This window comes from Zoogloea dura (genome assembly GCF_012927165.1).
Taxonomy (GTDB): domain Bacteria; phylum Pseudomonadota; class Gammaproteobacteria; order Burkholderiales; family Rhodocyclaceae; genus Zoogloea; species Zoogloea dura.
Genome location: NZ_JABBGA010000033.1, coordinates 1 through 26,083 on the forward strand (window position 1 = coordinate 1; position 26,083 = coordinate 26,083).

25 protein-coding genes, 3 tRNA genes and 1 pseudogene are annotated in these 26,083 nt (G+C 66.4%); 11 read left to right on the top strand and 18 right to left on the bottom strand.

Annotated features, from left to right (window positions below):
• The 4 genes from HHL15_RS23295 to HHL15_RS23310 form a co-directional block, all read right to left on the bottom strand.
• A partial coding sequence (locus HHL15_RS23295) for a GTP-binding protein (RefSeq protein WP_206198943.1) occupies positions 1-299 on the bottom strand: 299 nt, incomplete at its 3' end.
• Positions 300-363: 64 nt separating this feature from the next.
• A tRNA-Thr gene (locus HHL15_RS23300) sits at positions 364-438 on the bottom strand.
• Between the two features lie 16 nt (positions 439-454).
• Positions 455-528, bottom strand: a tRNA-Gly gene (locus HHL15_RS23305).
• Between the two features lie 68 nt (positions 529-596).
• A tRNA-Tyr gene (locus HHL15_RS23310) sits at positions 597-681 on the bottom strand.
• Positions 682-802: 121 nt separating this feature from the next.
• Between HHL15_RS23310 and HHL15_RS23315 the strand changes: the two genes are divergently transcribed.
• Complete coding sequence (locus HHL15_RS23315) at positions 803-1,600, top strand: HDOD domain-containing protein (protein WP_169148209.1); 798 nt, start codon at positions 803-805, stop codon at positions 1,598-1,600.
• Between the two features lie 15 nt (positions 1,601-1,615).
• On the opposite strand, the gene HHL15_RS23320 is transcribed toward HHL15_RS23315, so the two are convergent.
• The 3 genes from HHL15_RS23320 to HHL15_RS23330 all read right to left on the bottom strand — a co-directional run bounded on the left by HHL15_RS23320 (position 1,616) and on the right by HHL15_RS23330 (position 4,065).
• Positions 1,616-2,236: a LysE family transporter gene (locus HHL15_RS23320; protein WP_169148210.1), complete on the bottom strand. Its 621-nt coding sequence runs from the start codon at positions 2,234-2,236 to the stop codon at positions 1,616-1,618.
• A 37-nt stretch (positions 2,237-2,273) separates the two neighbouring features.
• A complete protein-coding gene (locus HHL15_RS23325) occupies positions 2,274-3,056 on the bottom strand; it encodes an energy transducer TonB (RefSeq protein ID WP_206198944.1) in 783 nt (260 codons plus the stop codon).
• 190 nt (positions 3,057-3,246) lie between these two features.
• Positions 3,247-4,065: a HoxN/HupN/NixA family nickel/cobalt transporter gene (locus HHL15_RS23330; RefSeq protein ID WP_169148211.1), complete on the bottom strand. Its 819-nt coding sequence runs from the start codon at positions 4,063-4,065 to the stop codon at positions 3,247-3,249.
• Positions 4,066-4,226: 161 nt separating this feature from the next.
• Between HHL15_RS23330 and HHL15_RS23335 the strand changes: the two genes are divergently transcribed.
• Complete coding sequence (locus HHL15_RS23335; RefSeq protein WP_169148212.1) at positions 4,227-4,658, top strand: acyl-CoA thioesterase; 432 nt, start codon at positions 4,227-4,229, stop codon at positions 4,656-4,658.
• Between the two features lie 8 nt (positions 4,659-4,666).
• Here the strand turns inward: HHL15_RS23335 and HHL15_RS23340 are convergent, their stop codons facing one another.
• Positions 4,667-5,701, bottom strand: a complete 1,035-nt coding sequence (locus tag HHL15_RS23340; RefSeq protein ID WP_169148213.1) for a hypothetical protein — start codon at positions 5,699-5,701, stop codon at positions 4,667-4,669.
• 207 nt (positions 5,702-5,908) lie between these two features.
• On the opposite strand from HHL15_RS23340, the gene HHL15_RS23345 reads away from it, so the two are divergent.
• Positions 5,909-6,808 (top strand): SH3 domain-containing protein, encoded by a 900-nt coding sequence (locus HHL15_RS23345; protein ID WP_169148214.1) that lies wholly within the window; start codon positions 5,909-5,911, stop codon positions 6,806-6,808.
• 9 nt (positions 6,809-6,817) lie between these two features.
• On the opposite strand, the gene hypE is transcribed toward HHL15_RS23345, so the two are convergent.
• The 8 genes and pseudogenes from hypE to hypA form a co-directional block, all read right to left on the bottom strand.
• Entirely contained in the window at positions 6,818-7,864 is a 1,047-nt protein-coding gene (hypE, locus tag HHL15_RS23350; protein ID WP_169148215.1) for a hydrogenase expression/formation protein HypE, read from the bottom strand.
• 83 nt (positions 7,865-7,947) lie between these two features.
• On the bottom strand, positions 7,948-8,784 hold the full coding sequence (locus HHL15_RS27050; protein ID WP_408065738.1) for a methyl-accepting chemotaxis protein: 837 nt from the start codon (positions 8,782-8,784) through the stop codon (positions 7,948-7,950).
• Positions 8,785-8,829: 45 nt separating this feature from the next.
• A pseudogene (locus HHL15_RS27055) lies at positions 8,830-9,978 on the bottom strand (FIST signal transduction protein); the annotation flags it as partial.
• A gap of 145 nt (positions 9,979-10,123) precedes the next feature.
• A complete protein-coding gene (hypD, locus tag HHL15_RS23360) occupies positions 10,124-11,257 on the bottom strand; it encodes a hydrogenase formation protein HypD (protein WP_169148217.1) in 1,134 nt (377 codons plus the stop codon).
• Positions 11,254-11,487: a HypC/HybG/HupF family hydrogenase formation chaperone gene (locus HHL15_RS23365; protein ID WP_169148218.1), complete on the bottom strand. Its 234-nt coding sequence runs from the start codon at positions 11,485-11,487 to the stop codon at positions 11,254-11,256. The genes hypD and HHL15_RS23365 overlap by 4 nt, the downstream gene beginning before the upstream one ends.
• Positions 11,488-11,489: 2 nt before the next feature.
• Entirely contained in the window at positions 11,490-13,871 is a 2,382-nt protein-coding gene (hypF, locus tag HHL15_RS23370; RefSeq protein WP_169148219.1) for a carbamoyltransferase HypF, read from the bottom strand.
• Positions 13,862-14,752 (bottom strand): hydrogenase nickel incorporation protein HypB, encoded by an 891-nt coding sequence (gene hypB / locus HHL15_RS23375; protein ID WP_408065737.1) that lies wholly within the window; start codon positions 14,750-14,752, stop codon positions 13,862-13,864. Before hypB ends, hypF begins: the two co-directional genes overlap by 10 nt.
• A complete protein-coding gene (gene hypA / locus HHL15_RS23380) occupies positions 14,749-15,090 on the bottom strand; it encodes a hydrogenase maturation nickel metallochaperone HypA (RefSeq protein WP_169148220.1) in 342 nt (113 codons plus the stop codon). The genes hypB and hypA overlap by 4 nt, the downstream gene beginning before the upstream one ends.
• Before the next feature lie 257 nt (positions 15,091-15,347).
• On the opposite strand from hypA, the gene HHL15_RS23385 reads away from it, so the two are divergent.
• Together HHL15_RS23385 and HHL15_RS23390 are read left to right on the top strand one after the other, a co-directional pair.
• Positions 15,348-16,418, top strand: coding sequence for a hypothetical protein (locus HHL15_RS23385; protein WP_169148221.1), 1,071 nt, complete (start codon positions 15,348-15,350; stop codon positions 16,416-16,418).
• A 61-nt stretch (positions 16,419-16,479) separates the two neighbouring features.
• Positions 16,480-16,968 (top strand): GNAT family N-acetyltransferase, encoded by a 489-nt coding sequence (locus HHL15_RS23390; protein WP_169148222.1) that lies wholly within the window; start codon positions 16,480-16,482, stop codon positions 16,966-16,968.
• Between the two features lie 12 nt (positions 16,969-16,980).
• On the opposite strand, the gene HHL15_RS23395 is transcribed toward HHL15_RS23390, so the two are convergent.
• Both HHL15_RS23395 and ilvD read right to left on the bottom strand, forming a co-directional pair.
• On the bottom strand, positions 16,981-17,952 hold the full coding sequence (locus HHL15_RS23395; protein ID WP_169148223.1) for a lipid II:glycine glycyltransferase FemX: 972 nt from the start codon (positions 17,950-17,952) through the stop codon (positions 16,981-16,983).
• 163 nt (positions 17,953-18,115) lie between these two features.
• The gene (gene ilvD / locus HHL15_RS23400) at positions 18,116-19,957 is read right to left on the bottom strand and encodes a dihydroxy-acid dehydratase (protein WP_169148224.1); all 1,842 of its coding nucleotides are present in this window, start codon (positions 19,955-19,957) and stop codon (positions 18,116-18,118) included.
• 297 nt (positions 19,958-20,254) lie between these two features.
• Here ilvD and HHL15_RS23405 point away from each other — a divergent pair, with 297 nt between their 5' ends.
• From HHL15_RS23405 to HHL15_RS23430, 6 genes are all read left to right on the top strand, one after another.
• A complete protein-coding gene (locus tag HHL15_RS23405; protein WP_169148225.1) occupies positions 20,255-20,395 on the top strand; it encodes a hypothetical protein in 141 nt (46 codons plus the stop codon).
• Between the two features lie 24 nt (positions 20,396-20,419).
• Positions 20,420-21,187: an ABC transporter ATP-binding protein gene (locus tag HHL15_RS23410; protein ID WP_169148226.1), complete on the top strand. Its 768-nt coding sequence runs from the start codon at positions 20,420-20,422 to the stop codon at positions 21,185-21,187.
• Between the two features lie 5 nt (positions 21,188-21,192).
• Positions 21,193-21,915, top strand: a complete 723-nt coding sequence (locus HHL15_RS23415; RefSeq protein ID WP_169148227.1) for an ABC transporter ATP-binding protein — start codon at positions 21,193-21,195, stop codon at positions 21,913-21,915.
• A 35-nt stretch (positions 21,916-21,950) separates the two neighbouring features.
• Positions 21,951-23,165, top strand: coding sequence for an ABC transporter substrate-binding protein (locus HHL15_RS23420; RefSeq protein ID WP_169148228.1), 1,215 nt, complete (start codon positions 21,951-21,953; stop codon positions 23,163-23,165).
• A gap of 64 nt (positions 23,166-23,229) precedes the next feature.
• Complete coding sequence (locus HHL15_RS23425; RefSeq protein ID WP_169148229.1) at positions 23,230-24,111, top strand: branched-chain amino acid ABC transporter permease; 882 nt, start codon at positions 23,230-23,232, stop codon at positions 24,109-24,111.
• Positions 24,112-24,133: 22 nt separating this feature from the next.
• Complete coding sequence (locus HHL15_RS23430) at positions 24,134-25,090, top strand: branched-chain amino acid ABC transporter permease (RefSeq protein WP_169148230.1); 957 nt, start codon at positions 24,134-24,136, stop codon at positions 25,088-25,090.
• The last annotated feature ends 993 nt before the right edge of the window (positions 25,091-26,083 follow it).

Here is a 26,083-nt window from a genome sequence, read left to right on the forward strand (position 1 = left end):
TCCATCTGCGCAGCACCGGTAATCATGTTCTTCACGTAGTCGGCGTGACCCGGACAGTCCACGTGAGCGTAGTGACGACCTTCGGTTTCGTACTCGACGTGAGCGGTGTTGATGGTGATACCACGAGCCTTCTCTTCCGGCGCCGCGTCGATCTGGTCGTAGGCCTTCGCCTCGCCGCCAAACTTGCGCGACAGCACGGTGGTGATCGCAGCCGTCAGGGTGGTCTTGCCGTGGTCAACGTGACCAATCGTGCCAACGTTTACGTGCGGCTTTTTCCGCTCGAACTTTTCCTTAGCCATATCATCAACCCCGCAAAAAAATCAGGAAATCGGAAACCAATTAAGGCTGCAGCACCGGGAAGGATGGTGCTCATGGGCAGGATTGAACTGCCGACCTCTCCCTTACCAAGGGAGTGCTCTGCCACTGAGCTACATGAGCTTCCACACACTCAACCTGGAGCGGGTGAAGGGAATCGAACCCTCGTCATAAGCTTGGAAGGCTTCTGCTCTACCATTGAGCTACACCCGCATTACAACGCACGACTCACAATCACCACTTCATGCCAAACACAAACATGGAGCAACAGCAAAAAACTTTGGTGGAGGGGGAAGGATTCGAACCTTCGAAGGCAGTGCCGTCAGATTTACAGTCTGATCCCTTTGACCGCTCGGGAACCCCTCCAAGCGAGAAGCGCGCATTATAGGCACACCCCAAACCTCTGTCAAACACTATTTGAAAAACTCCTTGCGGCCTGTGCTGTAATGACAGGCACGCCCATGAATATCGTCGGGGAGGAAGCCCAGTGGACAAGGATCAACTCATAGAAGCCGTGCTCGCCAGCGGGGTGGTGCTGCCGGCGCCGGGGCCGGGCTTCCTGCGGCTCCAGGCGGCTGCAGCAAGTGAAGACGCGGGCCCCCGCGAGCTGGCCGCTGCGGTGAGCCAGGACCCGGCCATCACCGGCGCCTTGCTGCGGGTGGCCAACTCGCCGGTCTTCCGCCCCCGGGCCGCACCTCGCTCGGCGCTGGAGGCCATTACCATGCTGGGCCGCACACGGACCCTGGCGACCGCAGCCAGCACCGCACTGCGCAGCCATTGCTCGGGCCTGGATGCGGATGTGATCGAAGCAGTCTGGTCGGCCAGCGCCCGCGCCGCAGAATTGACCTACGCGGCCTGCCGCCAGACGTCCGCCAAGGCACTGGCCGATCTCGCCTATCTGGCCGCACTCATGCAGGACGCAGGCATCGCTGTCCTGCTGCGGCGCAGCCCCGAGCTGGCAGCCGCCCTCAAGGGGCAGGGCCACACGCTGGAGGCAGGGATTCGCGCCCTGGATGCCCTGAGCGGCGCCGACCATGCCGCGGCGGGAGCCCTGGTAGCTCGCAACTGGAAGCTGCCCCAGGACGTGGCCGAGGCGATCCGCGCCCACCATGATCCCCGCCAGGCGGCCCGGCTTTCCGAGACGCCCCGTTTTCTGGCCATCCTCCTGGCAACCGGACGCCGCCTGCGCGACGGGGTCTCGCCAGACTGGATCGACTGGACGGAGCTGGCCGAATCCGAACTCGGTCTCGACGAAGCAAGCCTTGCCGAACTCGAGGAGGCGTGACTCCACGCCACCGGGTCAGCCCCGGGAGGTTCCCGCCAGCAGCAGGCCCGCGCTGATGAACAGCCCGCCGAAGACCCGGTTCTGCAGGCGCACGGCACGATCACTGCCCGCCACCCGGCGGAAGCGGCTGGCCAGCACGGCATAGCCCGACATGACCAGGATGTCGATGCTGCACATGGTCGCAACCATCACCAGGAATTGCAGCGGGCGGGGCGCAGAGGCATCGATGAACTGGGGCACCAGGGCGGCAATGAACACGATGGCCTTGGGATTACCGAGGTTCACCAGGACCCCCTGCCGGTAGAAGCCTCCAGGCACGGGAGCATCAGCCGGCTCCTGCCCCTCTTCCCCTATCGATGCGCGCCATTTCTGGACGCCGAGCCACACCAGATACATGGCGCCGGCGAGCTTGAGGAGAACAAAAGCATGCTCTGACGCTGCGAGCACGGCCCCCAGCCCGGCAAAAACCAGCGCCATCTGCAGCACCAGGGCCGTCTGCAGACCGAGGATTCCACGCAGCGCATGCCAGTAGCCGTGGCGCAGGCCGATGCTCATGCTCAGCACGGCCCCGGGACCGGGCGACAAGGCAACTACACAAGTGACGGCCAGGAAACCCAGCCACAGATGCACGGACATTTGACTCTCCAGGATCATCAGGAGGCGACGCCTCCGTTCAGCTCGCGGCCTCGCCGTCGAGATTGAAGCGCACGGGAACCACGACACTCCCCTCCACCGCCTCGCCACCGCGCCGCGCCGGAGCGAAGCGCCAATGCCAGACTGCCGTCAGCGCGGCCTCGTCGAGAGCCTCGTGCCCGGAACTGTCCTTGACCCGGACCGCCGTGGGAATCCCCTCCGCATTCACTTTCACATCCAGCCGGACCAGCCCCTGCAATCCGCGTCGGCGAGCCATCAGGGGATAGGCGGGCTTGGGATTGTGCAGGTAGCTGGCACCGAAGCTGGGCGGCGCATAGGCTGCCGCCGGCCCGCCCCCTCCCGCCATGGCAGCCGGCGGGGCCGATGCCGCCGCCAGCGGAGCCGCCGCAGTCCCGGCCCCGCTGGCGACGGCCCGAGCGGGCGCCTCCCGGGAACTCTCGCCGGTCAGCCGGGGCGGAGCCTCACGCTCGACGGGGCGCGCCGTTGCAATCTGCTCGGGAGCACGGACATGAGGTGTTGCAGGCACAGGGGGGTGGGGCCGCGGGGCCGCATGAGGCTCGACCGGCGGCCGGACCGGCGGTGGATGCGCGGCAGCAGGAGGCTCCGGTTCCGGAACCACGAGCCGCGCTTCAAGCAGCTGCGGCGGCTCGACCAGGGCAGGACTCCTGTCATTCCACAGGCCGAAGGCCAGCCCGTGAGCCAGCAAGGACATGCCGAACGCAGTGGCAATACCGCGATCGACCGTCACAGCCAGGCGCACCCAGCCTGAGGCCGCAGGCAAGGGGCCGATGGAAGTGGGCAAACAGAAGGGGCTTCGTTATTCAAACTCGGACTCGGAATAGCAACAAGGCGCTCACCAGACGAACGCAGGGCTCTGCGCCCCCCGGTACGGCACTCTGCCTCGCGGGGCACCCATTCACCTTGCGATGCATCAAGCCTGCGGATGCGGATCCTACCGAATTGTTCCCCGGCGGTGGGCAGAGATCGAAGGTTCAGGCCGCCATCCGCGCAGCGCCCCGCAGCCGCGCCACCGCCAGAGCCGCCAGGAAGCTGGCCAGGACGCCTGCAATCACCCCCAAGCCCAGTAGCAACTCCTTGCCCTCGCCCCAGGCCTCAAGTGCCGGCCAGGACATCCGGAGCAGCCCGTAAGCTGCGACCAGCAGGCTCACCCCCCCCACAGCCAGCGCCATGATCCTCGATGCCAGGCGGGCCACCTCGTCCGCACGCGCAATCAGGCGGGCGATCCAGAAGCCATTGACCCCATCGGCGATCAGCATCCCTGCCATGAAGACCAGCCCCAGCAAGGCAGCCGGCCCCCAGCCACCGGCTTGCACCCCGGCCATGGCAAACAGCGCGGCCTGACTCACCGTATCAAAGGACAGGGCAAACAAGGCCCCCACCAGCGCCACCCCCACCGGGTGACCGACCCGCAAGCTCCCCAGCCAGCGCCCCTTGAGCCCGACCGGATGCACCAACTCGTGTGGATCCGCGGCAAAGACCGCACCAAGATTGAGCACACCGAGAAGCGCCAGGAAGCCGATGGAGATCCAGGCCCCCGACGTCTCCAGCCATTCGGGCACGGCCCAGTCGCTGGACAGCAGGCTGACCCCCACCGCGACAGTCACCACCACCGACCCGTGCCCCAGCGAGAACAGGCTTCCGCAAAACCGGGCCAGGCGGGGCCGCGCCACGAGATTGCAGCGGGTCAGCCCGTCGATCGTGGCGAGGTGGTCCGCATCGAATCCGTGCTTGATGCCCAGCATGAAGACCAGCAGGGCGAGAGAGAGGGTGTCTGAAGGCAGCGCATGCATGGGATCGGCCCGGCTCGAGGGTATGAGAGAACTATCTTAGTCCATACAGAAAGCGTACCAGGCACGCCACGCAAGCTCTCACGCAGGCCGGCGATCGGCCCCCACGCTTTTCGCTGCACTGCGATAATCAAGGCCTGAAACCGTTTATCCAGGACTCATCCATGGCACGCATCCAAATCGAACTTCCGGAAAAGTTCTCCTTCTACACGGAAATCCAGATCTACCTGACCCACATCAACATGGCCCGGCACCTCGACAACTCGGCCCTTATCGGCCTGCTGTCGGAAGCCCGCGCCCGCTATTTCCAGAGCCTCGGCTACCAGGAGCTGGATGTGGAAGGAGTCGGCATCGTGGTCACCGACGCGGCCCTGCAATACAAGTCCGAGGCCTTCCACGGCGAAACCCTGGTCTTCGCCATCACGCCGGACGATTTCAACAAGTACGGCTGCGACCTGATGTGGCAGGCCACCGAGAAGACCACCGGCCGCGAAGTTGCGCGTGGCAAGATCGGGCTGATCTTCTTCGACTACGCCGCCCGCAAGCCGGCCCTGATACCTGGCGCCTTCATGGCCAGGCTGGGCAACCTCGCCTGAGACCCCGCTCAGACCGCCACATCGACCTGCTGCAGGGTTCCCGTGGCACCGTCCTCGCGAACATAGAAGCCGGTGCTGCGGATGTCGCCCAGCGTGGCGCCCCCCTCCTTGAGGGAAAAGGCTGTGGCAGCGCGGCCCAGATAGAGCGCGCCGACCCCCGTATCAGCGAGGCTGCTCACCGCCCCGCCGCCCTGGGCATCCGGCGTCCACACGCCGAGCCGGCCGAACACGGGGTCGGCTTCATCGATCCAGCCATTCGCGTCGCTGTCATAGCGGGCCAGATCGGCAAAGCCGTCGCCACTGTTCGGGCCGAACAGCTGGCGGCCGGACGTCACCTGGCCTGACTCCAGCGCATCCAGCACCAGAAAGCCGCTGCCCTGCCCCAGGGTCGGCATATCCACCTGCCGGCCATCTCCCATCAGATCGAAGCGGAAGCGCTGGCTGCTCAGGCTGGCCCCTTCACCGTTGAAGTTGATGACCAGCGGATCCTTGCTCACCGCATTACCGGCCCGCAGGCTGAAACTGCTGGTTTCGGTCTCCACGCGCGACATGGAGAGGGACAGCCGGAACCCGATCTCGCGCCCGTCCGCCGTGCGGATCGTGCCACCGGCCTCGAACTGCATCGCCTCGGTCTCGGTACGCGTCTCGCTGCGCTCATACTCGACACCGAAGCCCGCATCCGGCGCAACCCCACCACCCGCGCCGGCGGCCGCGGCACCATCGGGCACGACCACCGTCGCCAGATCGGAGGAGGACACCAGGTTGATCTGCTGCCCGGTCAGTGCCTCGACAAGCGCCTTGAGGAACTCGAGCTTGGGATCCAGTTTGTTCTCGTCATCATTGGCCGGCGTCGCCGCCAGCACCTTGTCCAGGTCGAGCGCCTGGCGGGCTGCGTCGGAAACGATCACCGAACGGGAAGGGGCCTGCCCGTCGCTGGCCTGGGGGCGACGCCCCACCCAGGCATTCAGGCGCTCGCTGACCTCGACCCGGGTCGAGGCCTGATGGCTCGCAACGAGGGTGACACTGGCAGAATCGATCTTCATCACAGGCTCCTTGTATCCCGGGGACTGGGATGATCTACGGCGACCCACCCGGCAACTTTACCGGCTCAGGGGGCGCTCACAGGCTTACCCGCAGGGCCGGAAACCTCGGCTTACAGTCGGGCCTGCCCCTTTCTGCCACACGATGCGTTGCATTACCCGACACCGGGCGTATTGTCCGGAGAGAGATCAAAGAAAGGGGGCGCCGCCATGACCATCAAGACCCTGTTTACCTGCCTCGCGGGCGCAGCACTGCTGCTGCCTGCGGTCGCCACAGCACGGCCCGCCTATACCATTGAGCCGATGCGCATCCATGCCGGCCCCGGCCCGGACTACCCCCTGATTGTCGTTGTCCCCCCAGGCATCGGACTCGAAGTTGCCGGCTGCCTCCGGAGCTACCAGTGGTGTGACGTCATCGCGCCGGACGGCCTGCGCGGCTGGGCATGGAGCGGAGCGCTGAGCTTTTCATGGAATGGCCCGCCCCTGCCAGTCATCGAGTACGGCCCGTCCTTCGGCATTCCCCTGATCAGCTTTGTGATCGGAGATTACTGGGGCCGCTATTACCGGGATCGTCCGTGGTACGACACGCACCGCCACTGGCGCCCCTCGCCCCCTCCGGTGTACGTGGCCCCACCACCACACCGCGCGCCGGACGACTGGCGTCGGGACGACCGCTGGGAAGGACGTCGGGATGATCGCTGGGACGGACGCAGGGATGAGCGCAGGGACGACTGGCGCCGGGACGAGCGCCATGATGACCGGCGCGATGACCGGCGACCTCCGCCGCCCCGCAACGAGCGGGAGCGTGACCGCCATGGGAACAACGACGGAGCCCCTCCTGCACGGCCCAATCCGCCCCCGGCTGTGGCCCCGGTCGCCCCCACAGCCCCTGCCCCCCCTGGCGGCGGCTTCCAGCCCCCACCTTCACGCCGGGATACCCCGCCGGTCGAGCAACGCCGCCCGCCGGAAGACAACGCCTCCCGCTTCCGCCCGCCCCCGGGCCAGGAGGCGCCCCGCATGCACGCCCCCGAAAACCAGAACCGCTTCGGCGGCCGCATGGAGGGAGACCGGGGAGAGCGTGGCGACAGGGGAGGACGCGGCGACCGCTGAGCGCCGCTCTCAGCAGATCCGCGGCAGGGGCTCGCCAGCCAGCCAATCGACCATGCGGCGTCCGCCCAGCATGGTCTGCATCTGCACGAAGCAGCGCTCATCGGCCACCACCTCACCGATCAGGGCAGCCTGACGCCCCAGCGGATGGGCGCGCAGCGCTGCCAGCAGGGGCGCCGCCTCGGCGCCCGGGCATACCGCCAGCAGCCGCCCCTCGCTGGCCAGGTTCAGGGGGTCCAGCCCTAGGAACTCGCAGGCTGCGGCGACCGCCTGAGACACCGGCAGGGCAGACTCCTCCAGCACGATCCCCACCGTCGATTGCCGGGCAATCTCGTTGAGCGTCGCCGCCAGCCCGCCCCGGGTCGGATCCCGCATCAGGCGCAAACCCGGCGACGCCTCCAGCACTGCTGCCGCCAGCCCGTGCAGGGCCGCCGAATCCGAGCGAAGATCACCCTCGAAGGTCAAGCCCTCGCGCTGCGCCATGATGGCCATCCCGTGCTCGCCCAGGGTGCCGGACACCAGCACCGCATCCCCCGGCCGTGCAAATGCCCCCGATAGTTCCCGATCGGCAGGCAAGGCCCCCATCCCGGTGGTGGTGATGAAGACGCCATCGCCCTTGCCCCGCTCGACCACCTTGGTATCGCCGGTGACGATGGCCACACCGGCATCGGCCGCCGCACGCCCCATGCTCTCTGCAATGCGCAGCAGATCAGCCAGGGGAAAGCCCTCCTCAAGGATGAAGCCGACGCTCAGGTAGAGGGGACGGGCCCCCATCACCGCCACATCGTTCAACGTGCCATGGACGCTGAGGCTGCCGATGTCGCCACCCGGGAAGAACAGCGGCGACACCACGTGGGAATCGGTGGACACCACCAGCCGCTCCCCCGGCGCCAGGGCCGGCAGCACCGCGCCATCGTCGCCCCGCACCAGCCAGGGATTGTCGAAGGCACGCCGGAAGACTTCGCCAATGAGCTGTTGCATGGCCCGCCCGCCACCGCCGTGGGCCAGATCCACATGGCCGCTGCGCAGATCCAGGGGACGAACATAAACGCTCTTCATGGGGGAAACCGCAAAGTAGAGGAGACCCCCATGATGCCAAGGAAGCCTTCGCCCTGCCCAGTGGAGGCCTCCCCGGGAGAGCATCAGGAGTGAGTCAGCTGGCTCTCCGTGAGCTGCTTGAGGATGTCGGCCACTCCGCGGGCGTGGTCTGCCGTGCCCGCCGTCTTGCCGCTGAAGGATTCAATGTTAGCGAGCAGGCCCGACAGGTTGGACACGCCACCGGCCTGGCGCTCGATCTCGCCAGCCACCCGGGCGATCTCGCTGGCCAGGGTGGAGATGTCGACGCCGATCTCGCCGGCACTGGCGCGGGACTTCTCGGCCAGCTTGCGCACCTCGTCGGCCACCACCGCAAAACCACGCCCGGCCTCTCCCGCCCGCGCCGCCTCGATGGCCGCGTTGAGGGCCAGTAGATTGGTCTGGTCGGCGATCTGCTGGATCACCTCCACCACGCCCTGGATGCGCCCGCTGGCATCCGCCAGCTTGCGGGCGCTGCCGGCCGCATCGGCCGCCTGGCGGGTGAGGTCACCCACCGTTTCACTGGCCGAATGCACCACCTGGCCCTGCTCCTGGATATGGCCGGTCAGTTGCCCGACCGAGGCATACAGGTCACCCGCACAGGACTCGAGCTGATGCGCCGTATCGTCGCGCAGGGCGTGGGAGGCCCTGAGCGTCTGCCCCAGACTGTTGAGGCCAGTCACCACCTGCGCGATGCTGCCGTCGAAGCTGGCAGGGTCCAGCCGGCTGTCGAAGGCCTGGGCCTGGTAATCGGCGATCTGCTTGACGATGACCCGTGACAAGCCCGACAACTTGGCGCTCTGACGGCGCAGGAAGAAGGCCTTGAACTCGCCGTAGTGCGCCACGAAGTTATCGACGTAATCGTCGCGGAAGGAAGCCCCCTCCGGCACCCTGAAGAAGAACACGGCCGTCAGGGTCTGGTTGAGGTTGAGCCCCAGGATCTCACCAAAGGTCGAGAAGCCCGCCAGCTGGGTCCCCGGCAGGGCCCTGCCGATCTCGGCCAGTTCCCGGTCGTTGTAGAGACGGCGCAGGATGCAGTCGTTGAGGATGCCGGCCACTGGGGCACCAGGCTTGCCCGCCATGAAGGACTGGAAGTCCCGCGCGGTGCTCTGGACCAGGCCGGTCCGCCGCACCAGCACGAGGTCCTCGCCCGGCGAGATGTCGCAGTAGAAATTGACCCGACCAGCCTCCACATCCACATTCACCACCGAACGGACATAGATCTCCTTGCCCACCTGGATCGCGAAGGAATGATCGGCCAGCTTGCTCTCCAGCTCTGCCGGCCGGCACCGGAAGTGTGTGCACAAGGCCTCCACGAAGGGCACGATGCGGCCATCCGCGGCAATCACGTCGCTCACGTAACGCTTCTCGAGAGATGCCCCGATGACCGGGAAGCGCACCCCCTCCGGCTCGAAGTTCTGGCTCTTGAGCACGCCGAAGCGGGTGCCCTTGGCCACCTTCAGGAAGGCCACCAGCGCATGGTTCTCGAGCTTCCGGCTGCCATCGTGCAGCCAGGTGTTGCGGAAATCGAACTTGCCGCCGGCTGAGCCCCCGACAAACAGGCAAGGGAAGCGCCCGGATTCATACAAGGCCTCCATGAAGAAGGACTCGGAGGCGGACAGGCCGTCGAAGAGCACCTGGGCGATGGTGTCACGATGGTCGATCTCGAAATCGACCCGGGCCGAACCGATCTGCCGGGCAATCCGCTCCACCCGTTCCTTGACCCCGATCTCCGGCTTGCCCCGGCGCAGATCCTCGCAGCCCAGGGGAATGGCCAGCACCTGGGCACGGGCGATCAGGGAAGCATCGAAACACTGGATCACCACCCTGTCCCAGCTCTCGCCAGTCCGGCAGTAGAGGGCATCGCCGCTGCTGCACAATTCGCCAGCCGTGGAGCAGAGCATCACCGGCACCCCGGGGAAGCGCGCGGTCACGGCACGCGCCACCGGCTCGATGTCCACATGGGGCGACACATAGCCGCTGACGAAGGTCGGAACAATGCGCGCAGCCGCCAGCTGCGCCGACACTTCGGCAGCACGGCACTGCAGGGTCAGGACGCCCGGGGAGGGAAGGCGTCCCAGCTTCTTGAACAGGTTCATTCTTATCTCCTTGCCGGTCTCGGTGCGGACCTTATTGCGGCATATCGGCCCCGAACGCCGGACATTAACCCTGGAGAACAAGAATTTTTTCAGGAAAATCCAGATCGTTTCCTTTTGATACAAGCACTTGCATGCAAGCGCTCCATCATGCAGCAGCTGCTCCAGGATCACGGCTACGCCCGTATGCGTAGTAGGCCGCACACGCCCCCTCGGACGACACCATGCAGGCGCCCACCGGTGTTTCCGGCGTGCAGACGGTGCCAAAAAGGCGGCAATCCCGAGCTCGCGTGACGCCTCTCAACACCGCCGCACACTCGCAGCCCTTGTGATCGGGGATCGGGGAGTACTCCAGCCCGAAGCGGCGCTCCGCATCGAAACCGGAAAACGCATCGGCCAGGCGCAGGGCAGAGCGCGGCAGGATGCCGAGCCCCCGCCATTCGAAATCCTCCCGCAGCGTGAAGACCTCGGCCATCAAGGCCTGCGCCTTGAGATTGCCGTCAGCCGTCACGGCCCGGGTGAACTCGTTCTCGACCTCGGCCCGGCCCTCGTTCACCTGGCGCACCAGCATGCGGATCGCCTGCATCACATCGAGGGGCTCAAAGCCGGCGATCACCACCGGCTTGCGGAATCCGGCGGCAAAGGGCGCGTAGGGCCGGGTCCCGATCACCGTGCTTACATGGGCCGGGCCGATGAAACCGTCGATCAGCGCCGCGCCGCCTCCCTCCCCGCCCTCGGCGATGGCGCGGATGGCCGGCGGCGTGAGGACATGGCAGCACAGCACGCTGAAGTTGCTCAGCCCCAGCCGGGCCGCCTCGCGCACTACCAGGGCGGTGGGCGGGGTGGTGGTCTCGAAGCCGATCGCAAAAAACACCACCTGCCGCACGGGCTCCCGCTGCGCCAGGGCCAGCGCGTCCATGGCTGAATAGATCATGCGCACATCGGCGCCCATGGCCCGCGCCTTGAGCAGGGACATGCCCCCCGCGGCGGGCACCCGCAAGGTGTCGCCATACACGCAGAGCGTCACCGGGCGGTCGAGGGCCAGGCGCAGCACCTGCTCGATCCGGCCGGTGGGCAGCACGCAGACAGGGCATCCCGGCCCGTGGATCAGGCGCAGCTCCGGCGGCAGCAGGTCTTCCACCCCATAGCGGGAGATGGCATGGGTATGGCCGCCGCAGAACTCCATGAAGGCATAGGCCCGCCCAGGTTGCACCTCACGCCGGAGCGCCTCCGCCAGGGTCCGGGCGATTCCGCCGTCACGGAAGGCCTCCAGGTATTTCACGGATCGACCTCTCCAGCCAGCCCGGCCTCGCGCATCAGGGCCAGGGTCTCCTCGGCCTCCGCTGGATCCAGCCGGGTCAGCGCAAAGCCCACGTGCACGATCACGTAGTCGCCCGGTGCCACGCTGTCCAGCAGGGCCAGCGAGACGATCTTGCGCACACCGCCGAGCTCCACCAGCCCGGTGTCGCCGGGCAGGCACTCGATGACTCGCGCCGGAATGGCCAGGCACATGGCTACAGGCCTCCCCCCATCAGTTGCGCCCGGGCCACCCAGGCCTGGCCCAGGGACAGGCCGCCATCCCCGGCCGGCACGTGCTGCGCCTCGAACACCCTGAAACCGCGCCCCGTCAGGCGCTGACGCATCCCCACAGCCAGCAGGCAGTTGTGCATGCAGCCACCGGAGAGCACCAGCGTCCGCACGCCGGTGGCGTGGGCGGCATCCGCCAGCCACTCCACCAGGGCCTCCAGCAGGTTGGCGTGGAAATGGGCGGCCCCCCTGGCCGCATCGTTCTCTCCGATCAACTGGTTGAGCAGCGGATAGAGGTTGAGCACAGACAGGCCGCTATCCGGCCGGACATCGATGTGATGCCCCCCCGGCAGCGGCAGGATGGTGCCGAACCGCCTGGCCAGGGACTCCAGCTGCATCGGCGCCTGCCCTTCGTAGGTCATGCTTTCGCACACCCCGAGGAGGCCCGCCGCGGCATCGAACCAGCGCCCGAGGCTGGTGGTCGGCGGGCAGCGGCTCCCACGCATGAGCATGCCGAGGATCTGCTCCACGTTGTCCCGGGCGCCAAAGCGTTCGATCGCCTCGTCGCTCCGGCCCAGGGCATGCAGCACGCCGACGGCCATGCGCCAGGGCTCACGCGCGGCGCGGTCGCCCCCGGGCATCGGCAGCGGGCTGAGGTGGCCGAGGCGCCGGAAGCCTGCGCCATCCACCCACAGTAGCTCGCCGCCCCACGGCATGCCGTCAGTGCCCAGCCCGACCCCGTCCACAGCCAGGCCGAGCACGGGCTCATCGAGCTGATGCTCGGCACACACCGCCGCAACGTGAGCGTGGTGATGCTGCACCGGAACAGTGGCGACATCGAAGCGCTCCGCGAGGGCATGGGCCAGGCGGGTCGAGTAGTAATCGGGATGGGCGTCGTGGGCGATCGCCTCCGGCCGCTGGGCCAGGATGCCTAGCAGGTGCTCGGCAGCCTCGTCGAGCGCCTGGCAGGATGCCGGGTTGTCGAGGGATCCGATGTGCTGGGACAGGAAGGCTTCACGGCCCCGGATCACGCACAGGCTGGCCTTGAACAGCGCGCCCAGCGCCAGCACCGGCGGGCCCGCCTCGCCCAGCGGCAGCGACAGGGGCGTGAAGCCCCGGGCCCGGCGCAGGAACTGCACGCTGCCGCCGACGGCCCCCTCGACCCGCCCGGCGGGGAGATCCGGCCGCAGGCGCAGCACCGAATCGTCGCAGCGGACCACGATGTCCCGATCGTGCATCAGCAAGACGTCGGCGATCTCGGCCAGGCGCTCGAAGGCTTCCCCGTTGCCCTTCACCAGCGGCTCGCCATGCGGGTTGGCACTGGTCATCACCAGGGTCAGGGGATGAGGCTCGGCCAGCCAGGCCATGCCTTCCGGACGTTCGGCCGCCTCGTGGAACAACAGGGTGTGCAAGGGCGTGTAGGGCAGCATCACGCCCGCCTCGTCCAGTCCGGGCGCCAGCCCCGGCAGGGCGGCGTCAAAACCGTCCCGCTTTTCCAGCAGCACGATGGGCCGCTCAGGACTCTCCAGCGCGGTTTCCTCCGCGGGTGAGAGACGCACCCAGCGCCCTGCACTGGCGGCATTCAGCACCATGATGGCCAGGGGCTCGTGGGGCCGCCCCTTGCGCGCCCGCAGACGGGCCACCGCATCGCCGTTTCGTGCATCGCAGGCCAGGTGGTAGCCCCCCACACCCTTGATGGCGACGATCTCGCCCAGCCTCAGCCGACGCAGGGTCTCGGCGACCGGATCGCGCGCCAGCGCCCGCACGCCATGGGATTCATACAGTTCCAGCTTCGGCCCGCAGACCGGACAGGCGTTGGGCTCCGCATGAAAACGCCGGTCCCCGGGATGGAGGTATTCCGCCTCGCAGGCCGGGCATTGCACGAAATCCGCCATGCTCGTCCTGGCCCGGTCGTAGGGCAGGCTGCGGGTGATGGTGTAGCGGGGGCCGCAGTAGGTACAGTTGATGAAGGGGTAACGCCAGCGCCTGTCGTCGGCATCGAAGAGCTCCGACAGGCAGGAGGGGCAGACTGCGATATCCGGCCCGATCGAGGTGGCCACGCCGCCTTCCACGCTGGGCAGGATCACGAAGTCCTTGTGGGTGAGATCCGGTGGGATCACCTCGGGCTCGATCGCATCCACCCGCGCCAACGGCGGTGCCTCGGTCACCAGGCACTGGGTGAAGGCATCGAGGACGGCCTCGCTGCCCTGGATCTCGATCTCGACGCCTTCGCCGTCGTTGCGGACCCAACCAACCAGGCCCAGCTGGTTGGCAAAGCGATAGACGAAGGGCCGGAAGCCGACCCCCTGGACGACGCCCCGCACCTTCAGCCGGCGGGCCACGCGGGTAGGATCAACAATCAGCAGCATGAGCGCTGTGCCTCCTGCCCGGCCTGCTCCGGACGCCCCTGGTCCCGCGCCCCTGCCCCTCCGGCATCCACAGCCCGCGCCTCCAACCAGGCCAGCCAGGCATCCATGCCCTCGCCAGTCCGCGCCGACAGCAGCAGCACCTCCAGCTGCGGATTGATCCTCCTGGCGAACTCCAGCGCACGCTCGACGCTGAAATCCACGTAGGGCAGCAGATCGGTCTTGTTGAGCAGCATCAGGCGCGCGGCGGCGAACATGTCCGGGTACTTGAGCGGCTTGTCATCGCCCTCGGTGACCGACAGCACCACCACCTTGGCCGCCTCACCCAGATCAAAGGCCGCCGGGCAGACCAGGTTGCCGACGTTCTCGATGAACAGCAGGCTCCCCTCGACCGGCTTCAGCCCCGGCAGCGCCCGGCCCACCATCCGGGCGTCCAGGTGGCAGCCCTTGCCGGTGTTGATCTGCAGCGCCGCCACTCCGGTGGCGCGGATCCGCTCTGCGTCGAAGCAGGTCTGCTGGTCTCCCTCGATCACGGCGACCGGCCAGCGTCCCTGCAACGCCTCGACGGTACGCACCAGCAGGCTGGTCTTGCCTGCGCCAGGGCTGGACACCAGGTTGAGGGCCAGGATACGCCGCGCCATCAGCCAGCGCCGGTTGGCGCCGGCCTCGGTATCATTGAGCGCCAGGATGTCACGCTCCACGCGCAGGCGGCGGGTCCGTTCCCCACCCTGGCCGGAGCTCCGGCCAGGGAAGAACCCGAACGCCACCGGCCCCCGCAGCGGGCGATAACGCCCCGGCAGCAGAGCTTCCTGCCCGCCCCCTTCGATCCGGACTTCACCGGCTCCACATCCACACACACCACACATGCTTGCCACCACCCTCATTCAACTTCCAGTTCAAGGACCTGCATCCGGTTGCCGCCGGTCACTTCCACCCCGTAGGCACCGCAGGCCGGACAGGGCTCGTACAGGGCATGCAGCACCATGCTACTGGCGCAGGCCCGGCACCATCCCTGCCCGGGCACCTGTTCGATACGCAATTCAGCCCCTTCCGCCGGGCCACCCTTCATCACTGCGTCAAAACAAAAGCGCAAGCTCTCGGGCTCGACGGCAGCCAGCTCGCCAAGGGCCAGCACAACGGTCCTGACCCGCTCGAAAGGATTCCGCTCCCGGGCCTCATCGACGATCCCGCGGATCGATTCCGCAAGCGACATTTCATGCATCTGGGTCTCCGCAGAGCCTACGCGCCCGGCGCCTGAACGAGTTGTAAAGATACGCCTTTCGGTGGATGAAATGGCCGGATGGCAAATGGCGGAAGTTCGGGGTGCTCGCCCCCAAGCCCCCACATGCAGACCAAATATGAAGAATGGTGCTAGGCTGCTGTCCGCTGAGCCAACAGCAAACCTTTATGACTTTTGTCGCAGCGGTTTTCAGTTTCCCCTACAACTTTGAATGCCCGGTGCTTTATCGTGCTGATCCCATGAAGAGCCTCCTGCCCCTCCTCCTCGCCGCCCTCCTTTCCAGCGCTCCGGCCCTGGCACAGAACGCTCCCCCGGAGCCTGCAGCCAAGCCGTCCACCAGCCCGGAAGTCGACGCCCCCTTGCCCAGCCCGCCAAAGATCACACGCTGGGAAAACGCGGGGATGACGCCCATCGAGGCGCGGGAGTGGCAGAGCTACAACTTTTCTCCGAACGACGCAGCCAACTGGAAGCGCGCCGGCTTTGCCCCCCTGGTGGCCCGGACCTGGTCCGACAAGGGTTTCGATGCCGACGAGGCCAGGGAATGGCTCAACTCCAGCAAGAATAACCGCAGCCTGATGGCCGACCTCGACCAGTCGGACCCCGGCCAGTGGAAGCGGGAAGGCTTCACGCCAGCCGACCGGGTGGCCTGGTGGGAAGCCGGCTTCGCCTTCGAGGATGCGGTGCTGCTCACCCGAGCCGGCATGTCTCCCGCCGAAGCTGCCTGGAACGGGCACGAAAAACTCAAGACGCTCCGGGGAGGACCCGCTGCTGCGGCCGAGCCCGCTTCGGCCACCAAGCCTGGCGCCACAGCCGAAACGAGTACTGGCGGACTGCCCAGCCTCCAGTCCATCTGGAACGTGGTGGGCTCCTACGTCAAGTTCGGCCTGACAGTCTTCATCGCCTTCATTGCGGGCGGCCTGGCCTTCTTCCTGTTGCGGCGGCGGGACCTCAATCGGCACCTGAAGGCCGACATCGCCGCGGATGCGCCAGAAAGCGAACTGCCGCCCTCCGTAGAGCAGGCCGACACGACTGCCCCGGCAGGCAAGCACCGGCCCGCCCGGCGCTTTGCCCTGCTGCGCAGCTCGAACCCCCATTGCGTCCATTGCAAGAGCCTGAATGTACGCCAGTCCCGCATGCATCCCCATCGTTTCGCGGGCATCAACTTCACCGAGTACTTCCGCTGCAAGCAGTGCGGCCGCCATTTCGCGATCGTCAGCTACACCCCGATCCTGGCCGCCGGTGGTGGCGTGGTGCTGATCCTGACCTTCATCACCTCGGGCTTCATCTACATGTTGTCCCTGGTCCATTGATGCCGCCGGCGGGCGATGCCCCGCCGCCGCACCATGGCTCTGCCTCACCCGACCCGCCATCATGAGCCGTCTCGCCATCCAGACCACCGACTTCGCCGATGCCCGCAGCACCGGCGATTTTCTTGAGCTCCTCGATCACTACATGCGCAGCCCGACCGGCAGCGGCACGCCGATGTCCGCCGAGCTGCGCCAGCGTCTTCCGGAGCAGCTCCGCCAGCGCCCCACGGTGCTGAGTTTCATGGCTTATCTGGATGGACGGGCCGTCGGTCTCATCAACTGTGTCGAGGGCTTCTCCACCTTCGCCGGCAGGCCGCTGCTCAACATCCACGACATCATCGTGCGGGAAGACTGTCGCCGCCAGGGCATCGCCCGCGCCCTGCTGGCCCATGCCGAGCAGGTAGCGATCGAGCGCGACTGCTGCAAATTGACGCTGGAAGTCCTCGAAGGCAACAAGGGCGCCCGCCAGGCCTACCTGGACTTCGGCTTCCAGGGTTACCAGCTCGACCCGGCCATGGGCCAGGCCTTGTTCATGGAAAAGAAGCTGGCCTGAGCCAGGCGGCGCTCAAAAGCACTGCCACTCCTCCAGCAGGCGGTACTCGCTGCCACGCATGTCCTGCTTGAAACGTCCGTAACCGTCCGAGGACGAATAGCCCCCCAGGTCGAAACGCTCGCAGCCCTGCCCCCGCATCGCCTGGGCAGCATTCCACAGCAGGAAGTTGCCGGCCTTGCTGCGCCGGGCCTCCGGGCCATACCAGCCCACGAAGTACTCGGCACTGCGCGCAAAACGCACTACGATCATCCCGGCCACGGGCTGATCGTCCAGCAGCGCGCGACAGACGAAGAAGTCGTCCGGCACATGACGCTGCAAGGCACGCAGGAAGCCCACCGAGGTGCCGGAGAAGCCCTTCTCTTCCATGTGCCCGGCGTGGCGGGCCAGCATCCACTCCCGGGCTTCCTCGCTGGTGCTCATGTCGAAGACCAGGCCGCCGCGCTCCGACACCTTCAGGTGATTGCGCCAGTTGGCGGCCAGGCCTGCCCGCAGGGCGGCCTCGCCGAGCCGCAGATCGAGTACGGCAGAACACCAGCCCGCCACACCGCGGGGCCTGAAGCCGGCCCGCCGCATGAGGCTGCGCTGCACATCCCCGTCCTCCAACCCCGGCGCCAGCAACAGCAGACCGCGCCGGCCGAGGCTCCAGCGCCGGCGCAGGGCCTTGTAGACCTCGCACATCACGTCAGCCGCGGCGTGGGGCACCAGGAATTGTGGACCACGATTGATCCGGGCAGCCACCGGCAAGCCGAGGACACGCTTGATCAGTACCTGGCAGAGCGCGAGGGCCTGCCCATCCAACTCGAAGACCAGGCGGTCCACGTCCCACCCCTCCGCCCGCTTGGCCTCACCATAGCCCCAGGACTGGGTCAGGTGCGGCGCCGGCAGGATCGCCTGGAAGTCATCCCATTCCCCACGGTCCGCCGCATGGCGGACGGTGCAGGCGGTGTGCGCGCCACGAGGCGCGACAAAGGCAGCGTGATGCATCGGCAAGGCCTGGAAAACAGACAGGCTGCGATGCTAAGGGCAGGGCACCACGCTGTCGCGGCACGCCGTCACGCCGTCACGCCGATCACACGATGGCGCCGTAAAAAGAAAATCGCCTGCCCGGCGCAAGCCGATGGCAGGCGATGGCGCAGAGCGGGAAGCCTCAGCGCTGGATCTGGGTCACGTCACGCACCGCACCGGTATCGGCACTGGTGGTCAACGCCGCATAGGCCTGCAGGGCAGCAGACACATAACGGACCCGGTTGGCGGGCTTCCAGCCGCGGGCATCCTGAGCGGCACGGCGACGGGCCAGCTCTGCATCTGCCACGGCGAGGTGAATGCGACGGTTGGGGATGTCGATCTCGATGGTGTCACCCTCCTCCACCAGGCCGATGGCGCCGCCACAGGCCGCTTCCGGCGAGGCATGGCCGATCGACAGGCCCGAAGTGCCGCCGGAGAAGCGACCGTCGGTCAGCAGGGCGCAGCTCTTGCCCAGGCCCTTGGACTTCAGGTAGCTGGTCGGATAGAGCATCTCCTGCATGCCGGGGCCGCCCTTCGGGCCTTCGTAGCGGATCACCACCACGTCGCCGGCCACGATCTGGTCGGCGAGAATACCTTCCACCGCGGCTTCCTGGCTCTCGAACACGCGGGCCCGGCCGGTGAAGGTCCAGATGGACTCATCCACGCCGGCGGTCTTCACGATGCAGCCCTTCTCGGCGATGTTGCCGTAGAGCACGGCCAGACCACCGTCCTGGCTGAAGGCGTGAGCCTTGTCGCGGATCACGCCCTTGCTGCGGTCCATGTCCAGCTCGTTCCAGCGGCGATCCTGGCTGAAGGCCACCTGGGTCGGCACACCGCCCGGCGCAGCCTTGTAGAAGTTGAACACGCCCGCGTCGTGAGCCTGCATCACGTCCCAGGTGGCCAGGGCTTCCGCCATGGTCTTGCTGTGCACGGTGGGCAGGTCGGTGTGCAGCAGGCCGGCCCGGCTGAGTTCGCCGAGGATGGCCATGATCCCGCCGGCACGGTGCACGTCCTCGATGTGCACGTCGGCGACGGCCGGTGCCACCTTGGACAGGCAGGGCACCTTGCGCGAGATGCGATCGATGTCCTTCATGGTGAAGTCGACACCGGCTTCCTTGGCGGCGGCCAGCAGGTGCAGCACGGTGTTGGTGGAGCCGCCCATGGCCACGTCGAGGCTGATGGCGTTCTCGAAGGCCTTGAAGCTGGCGATGGAGCGCGGCAGGGCCGACTCGTCGTCCTTTTCGTAGTAGCGGCGGGCCAGCTCGACGATGCGGCGGCCGGCGTCCTTGAACAGGCGCTCCCGATCGGCGTGGGTGGCCAGCACCGTGCCATTGCCCGGCAGGGACAGGCCCAGGGCCTCGGTCAGGCAGTTCATGGAGTTGGCGGTGAACATGCCGGAACAGGAACCGCAGGTCGGGCAGGCGGAGCGCTCGATGGCGTCCACTTCCTCGTCGGAACAGCTGCTGTCGGCGGCCTTGACCATCGCATCCACCAGGTCGAGGGAGATCACCTTGGCCTCCCACTTGACCTTGCCGGCCTCCATCGGGCCGCCCGAGACGAAGATGACGGGGATGTTGAGGCGCATCGCGGCCATCAGCATGCCCGGGGTGATCTTGTCGCAGTTGGAGATGCACACCATCGCATCAGCGGTGTGGGCATTGACCATGTACTCCACGCTGTCGGCGATCAGGTCGCGGGACGGCAGGCTGTAGAGCATGCCGCCGTGGCCCATGGCGATGCCGTCATCGATGGCGATGGTGTTGAATTCCTTGGCCACGCCGCCAGCGGCCTCGATCTCCCGTGCGACCAGTTGGCCCAGGTCCTTGAGGTGCACGTGGCCCGGCACGAACTGGGTGAAGCTGTTGACCACGGCGATGATCGGCTTTTCGAAATCGCCATCCTTCATGCCGGTGGCGCGCCACAGGGCGCGGGCGCCGGCCATGTTGCGGCCGGCGGTGGAGGTTCGGGAGCGGTACTGGGGCATCTCTGGGAACTCCGTGTTCACGAATGGGTTGTTGCCAATCTTCCATTCTAGCGCCTGGAACCCCCGCTGCCGCCATCCTGATGCACCACGCCCTCGAGGCCAGCACTTCCGCATACGACAGTTCGGGTATTCCCCCATTGGCCCGATTCCCCGGAGAAGCCCTAATGACGCGACAAACAGCGCAGCCAAGGGAAGGCTGCCGGGCGGCACCAGCGCACCATTCGTTACATTTGGGCAAAGGTGTAGACAAGGTCCTTCCCTATGCTGGCACTTACAAAAAATAACGGAGACCTTGCAATGAGCGCATTGCCCATCCTGGCGGCAGCCCTCTCTGCCGCCCTCGTCCTCGGCGCCCTCCATCACCGGCGCATGGCGGCCCGCCGTCGCGCCGCGCTGATCCCACTGGCCCGCCCGCGGCCTCATCTGCGGAAACGCTGACCCACCTTTCTTCCGGGACACACCATGAGCGAGTTCATCCTCGAGACCGCCGGTCTGACCAAGGAGTTCAAGGGTTTCGCCGCCGTTTCAAATGTGGATCTGAAGGTCCGTCGCGGCCACATCCACGCCCTGATCGGACCCAACGGCGCGGGCAAGACCACCGTCTTCAACCTGCTCACCAAGTTCCTGCCGCCCACCCGGGGCAGCATCACCTTCGACGGGCAGGACATCACCCGGGAAGCCCCCGCCGCCACCGCCCGCCGTGGGCTGGTGCGCTCCTTCCAGATCTCCGCCACCTTCCCCCACCTGAGCGTGATGGAGAACGTGCGCATCGGCCTGCAGCGCAAGCTGGGCACCGAATTCCACTTCTGGCGCTCGGAGAAGAGCCTCAACGTCCTCAACGACCGGGCCATGGAGCTGCTCGAAGCGGTGGACCTGACCCAGTTCGCCGACACGGTCACCGCCGAGATGCCTTACGGCCGCAAGCGGGCCCTGGAGATCGCCACCACCCTGGCCCTCGAGCCGACGATGATGCTCCTCGACGAACCCACCCAGGGCATGGGCCAGGAGGACATCGGCCGGGTCGTCGAACTGATCCGCAAGGTATCGGCCAACCGGACCATCCTGATGGTGGAGCACAACCTCTCCGTGGTGGCCAACCTGTGCGACCGGATCACCGTACTGCAACGCGGCAGCATCCTTGCCGAAGGCCCCTACGAGGAAGTCTCGAAGAATCCCCAGGTGCTCGAAGCCTATGTGGGCTCGAGCGACATGAACGACGCCCACCACTGACCGCCATGACCAGCGCCTTCGACCCCAAGCCCGAAATGCTGCGGATCAGTGATCTGCACGCCTTCTATGGTGAATCCCACATCCTGCACGGCATCGACCTGCACGTGGGACGCGGCGAGTGCATCACCCTGCTGGGCCGCAACGGCTCCGGCCGGTCCACCACGCTCAAGTCTATCCTCGGCCTGGTGGGGCGCCGCAGCGGCTCCATCATGGTCAACGGCAAGGACGTGATCGCCGAACCCACCCACCGCATGGCCCGCCACGGCATCGGCTACGTACCCGAGGAGCGCGCCATCTTTGCGTCCCTCAGCACCGAAGAGAACCTGATGCTGCCGCCCCAGGTGGCCAGCGGCGGCATGTCGCTGGACGAGATCTACCGGATGTTCCCCAACCTGCTGGAACGCCGCTCAAGCCCCGGCACCAAGCTGTCCGGCGGCGAGCAGCAGATGCTCGCCATGGCCCGGGTGCTGCGGACCGGCGCCAAGCTGCTGCTGCTCGATGAGATCACCGAAGGGCTCGCTCCAGTGATCGTCAAGAAGCTCGGGGAGGTCATCGTGGAGCTCAAGAAGCGCGGCTTCACGATCATCCTGGTGGAACAGAACTTCCGCTTTGCCGCCCCCCTGGCCGATCGCCACTACGTCCTCGAACACGGCGAGATCATCGCCACCATCAGCAAGGAAGAGTTGCCCGGCCGCCTGGACTGGCTACACCAGACACTCGGCGTCTGAACACCCGCACACCACACAACCAGAAGGAGAGAGACATGACAATCAAGAAAGCGGTTTCCATCGCGTGTACGGCCGCCCTGGCCACCCTGTCCGCCGGCGCCCACGCCCAGATCTCCGGTGGCGTGGTGAAGATCGGGGTGCTCACCGATCTGTCCGGCACCTATTCGGACCTGGCCGGCTCCGGGGCGGTGCTGGCCACCAAGATGGCCATCGACGACTTCATCGCCAAGGAAAAGCCCGATTTCAAGATCGAGATGGTCAGCGCCGACCACCAGAACAAGGCCGACATCGCCTCCAACAAGGCCCGCGAGTGGTTCGAGCGGGAAGGCGTGGACACCGCCACCGAGCTGGTCACCACCTCGGTGGCCCTGGCGGTGATGAAGATCGCCAAGGAAAAGGACCGCATCGCCCTGATGAGCGGCCCCGCCTCCACCCCGATCACCAACGAGCAGTGCAATGACGTCACCGTTCACTACACCTACGACACCTATGCGCTGGCCAATGGCACGGCCAAGGCCGTGACCAAGCAGGGTGGCAAGAACTGGTTCTTCCTGACCGCCGACTACGCCTTCGGCCAGGCCCTCGAAAAGGACGCCTCGGCGGTCGTCACCGCCAACGGCGGCAAGGTGCTGGGCTCGGTGCGCCACCCCTTCCCCGGCTCGGACTTCTCGTCCTTCCTGCTCAAGGCCCAGGCCTCCGGCGCCCAGGTGATCGGCCTGGCCAACGCTGGCGCCGACACCACCAATGCCATCAAGCAGGCTGCGGAATTCGGCATCACCCCCACCCAGGCCCTGGCCGGCCTGCTGATGTTCATCACCGACATTCACTCCCTGGGCCTCAAGACCACCCAGGGCATGTACCTGACCGAAGGCTTCTACTGGGATCTGAATGAGGAAACCCGGGCCTGGTCGAAGCGCTTCTTCGGCGTGCAGAAGAAGATGCCCACCATGGTCCAGGCCGGCCAGTACTCCTCGGTGTATCACTATCTGAAAGCCGTCAAGGCGGCCGGCAGCGACGACACCAAGAAGGTCATGACCCAGATGAAGAAGATGCCGATCAACGACTTCTTCGCCAAGAACGGCCAGATCCGCGAAGACGGCCGGATGGTCCACGACATGTACCTGATGCAGGTGAAGAAGCCCGCCGAATCCAAATACCCGTGGGACTACTACAACGTCCGCCAGGTCATCCCGGCGGCCGAGGCCTTCCAGCCCCTGTCCCAGTCCCGCTGCCCCCTGGTCAAGAAGTAAACAGCGCCTGACGCAACCACGATCCCCGGCGTGCCCCTGCGGCGCGCCGGGCATGGAGTGACCCATGGAAATCCTCGGCGTTCCAACCGCCCTGCTGGGCAGCCAGTTGCTGGTGGGCCTGATCAACGGCTCCTTCTACGCAATCCTCAGCCTCGGCCTGGCCATCATCTTCGGCCTGCTCAACATCATCAACTTCGCCCACGGGGCGCAGTACATGATGGGGGCCTTCATCGCCTGGCTGGCCCTCACCCGCTTCGAGATCAACTACTGGGTGGCCCTGATCGCCGCCCCGCTGCTGGTCGGCCTGTTCGGGGTGATCCTCGAGCGGACCATGCTGCGCAAGCTGTACAAGCTCGACCACCTCTACGGGCTGCTGCTGACCTTCGGCCTGGCGCTGATCATCGAAGGCATCTTCCGCGACCAGTTCGGCATCTCCGGCGAATCCTACGAAGTCCCCGAGGCCCTCTCCGGCGGCATCCACCTGGGCTTCATGTTCCTGCCGATCTACCGCGCCTGGGTCGTGGTGGCCGCCCTCACGGTGTGCTTCGGCACCTGGTTCATGATCGAGAAGACCAAGCTCGGCGCCTACCTGCGGGCCGGCACCGAGAACCCGCAGATCGTGCAGGCCCTGGGCATCAACGTGCCGCTGCTGATCACCTTCACCTACGGCTACGGGGTGGCCCTGGCGGCCTTTGCCGGCGTGCTTGCCGCCCCGGTCTTCCAGGTCAATCCGCTGATGGGCTCCAACCTGATCATCGTGGTCTTCGCGGTGGTGGTGATCGGCGGCATGGGCTCCATCCTCGGCTCCATCGTCACCGGCATCGGCCTCGGCCTGGTCGAGGGTCTCACCAAGGTGTTCTACCCGGAAGCCTCCGCCGTCGTCGTCTTCGTCATCATGGTCATCGTGCTGCTGGTCCGGCCCGCCGGCCTGTTCGGCAAGGCCTGATCAAAAGGAGCATGTGCATACCATGAGCACCCCGAGCCAAACGACCACCCTGATCAAGCCCGAAGTCCTCTACACCGGGCTCTTCATCGTCGGCCTGATCGCGCCCTTCGCGATCTACCCCACCTTCCTGATGAAGCTGTTCTGCTTCGCCCTGTTTGCCTGCGCCTTCAACCTGCTGCTCGGCTTTGCCGGCCTGCTGTCCTTCGGCCACGCGGCCTTCCTGGGCACGGCCGGCTACGTCTGCGGCCTGATGGTGCGGGATGTCGGCGTCACTCCCGAAATCGGCATCCTCGCCGGCACCGTGGCGGCCGGGCTGCTCGGCTGGGTCTTCGGCGTGCTGGCCATCCGCCGCACCGGCATCTACTTTGCAATGATCACGCTGGCACTGGCCCAGATGGTCTATTTCATCGTGCTGCAGGTGAAGGCCACCGGCGGCGAGGACGGCCTGCAGGGCGTACCCCGCGGCCACCTCTTCGGCGTGGTGGACCTGTCCGACAACATGGCCATGTATTACCTGGTGTATGCCGTCTTCAGCGTCGGCTTCTTCATCATCTACCGGACCATCCACTCACCCTTCGGGCAGATCCTCAAGGCCATCCGCGAGAACGAGCCGCGGGCGATCTCGCTGGGCTACGACGTGAGCCGCTTCAAGCTGACCGCCTTCATCATCTCGGCCTCCCTGGCCGGCCTGGCAGGGGCCACCAAGACCCTGATCTTCCAGCTGGCATCCCTGTCGGACGTGCATTGGCACACTTCCGGCGAAGTCGTCCTGATGACCCTGCTCGGCGGGCTCGGCACGATCCTCGGCCCGGCCGTGGGCTCGGCCACCATCATCACGCTGCAGAACGAGCTGGCCGACAAGGTGGGCTCGTGGGTCACCGTGATCATGGGGTCCATCTTCGTGCTCTGCGTGCTGGCCTTCCGGCGTGGCATCGTCGGCGAGATCCAGGCCCTGATCCACCGCGCCGGCATCCGCTAGGCCAAACCTCTCCCCTCCCGGCGGCGGCCTGCAAAAAACGGCCGCCGCATCGAGCACAGCGCGGCCGGAACTCAGTTCGCCGACGCGTTAACTCAATACCGGTGGCGATTTATTCAAATCTGAGGCACGAGAATTGAGATCCGGAGCTGCGGATTTCAATTCCGGAGGGCGAGATCTCAAATCTGCGGTGCGAGATCTCAAATCCGGGAGGCGAGATTTGAATTCCGGGGTCTGAGATCTCAAATCCGGTGGGCCGGATCTCAAATCCGGAGGGCAGGATCTCAATTCCGGGGAGCGAGATCTCAAATCTGCGGTGCGAGATCTCAATCCCACGGCACGAGATCTCAAATCCGGCGCCCCGGCATCGAGATCTGGGTGAAGCTGAGAGCCGGCGGCTTTCCTTTTTTCCGCGTTGGATTGGCCGGGATTTCGCCCCGGCGGGCGACCTCCTTTCTTGCTTCGCCAAGAAAGGAGGCAAAGAAGGCGACCCGCCTCCCCGGTCATCCGCTGCACGGACGACTCCCCTGCGCTGCTCGCATCGGGCGGCCGGCGCGGAACTCGTCGGCTGCGCCTCCTCAGACAGCCGCGCCGGAAGGCCCCGCCCGCTGCTGCGCTGCTCGGCGGGTCAGAACGGGCTTTCAGCAAGCACCGAGCCTCTACGGAAAAACCGGTGGAGGCGAGACGCTGGGGTTTTGCTTGTGCGTTGATCATCGCGCCCTGCTTCAGCAAACGCGCGGTGTTTGCGAAAAGCCCGTTCCGACCCGCCGAGCAGCGGAACGGCAGGCGGGGTAGTCCGGCGCGGCTGTTTGAGCCCGAAGGGCGAGTTCCGCGCCGGCCGCCTGGCGTGAGCAGCGCAGGGGAGTCGTTCGCAACGCGAACGACCGGGGAGGCGGGTCGCCTTTCTTGCTTACTTCTTTGGCGAAGCAAAGAAGTGAGTCGCCCGCCGGGGCGAAATCCCGGCCAATTCAACTCAAAACAACGGAAAGCCTCGCA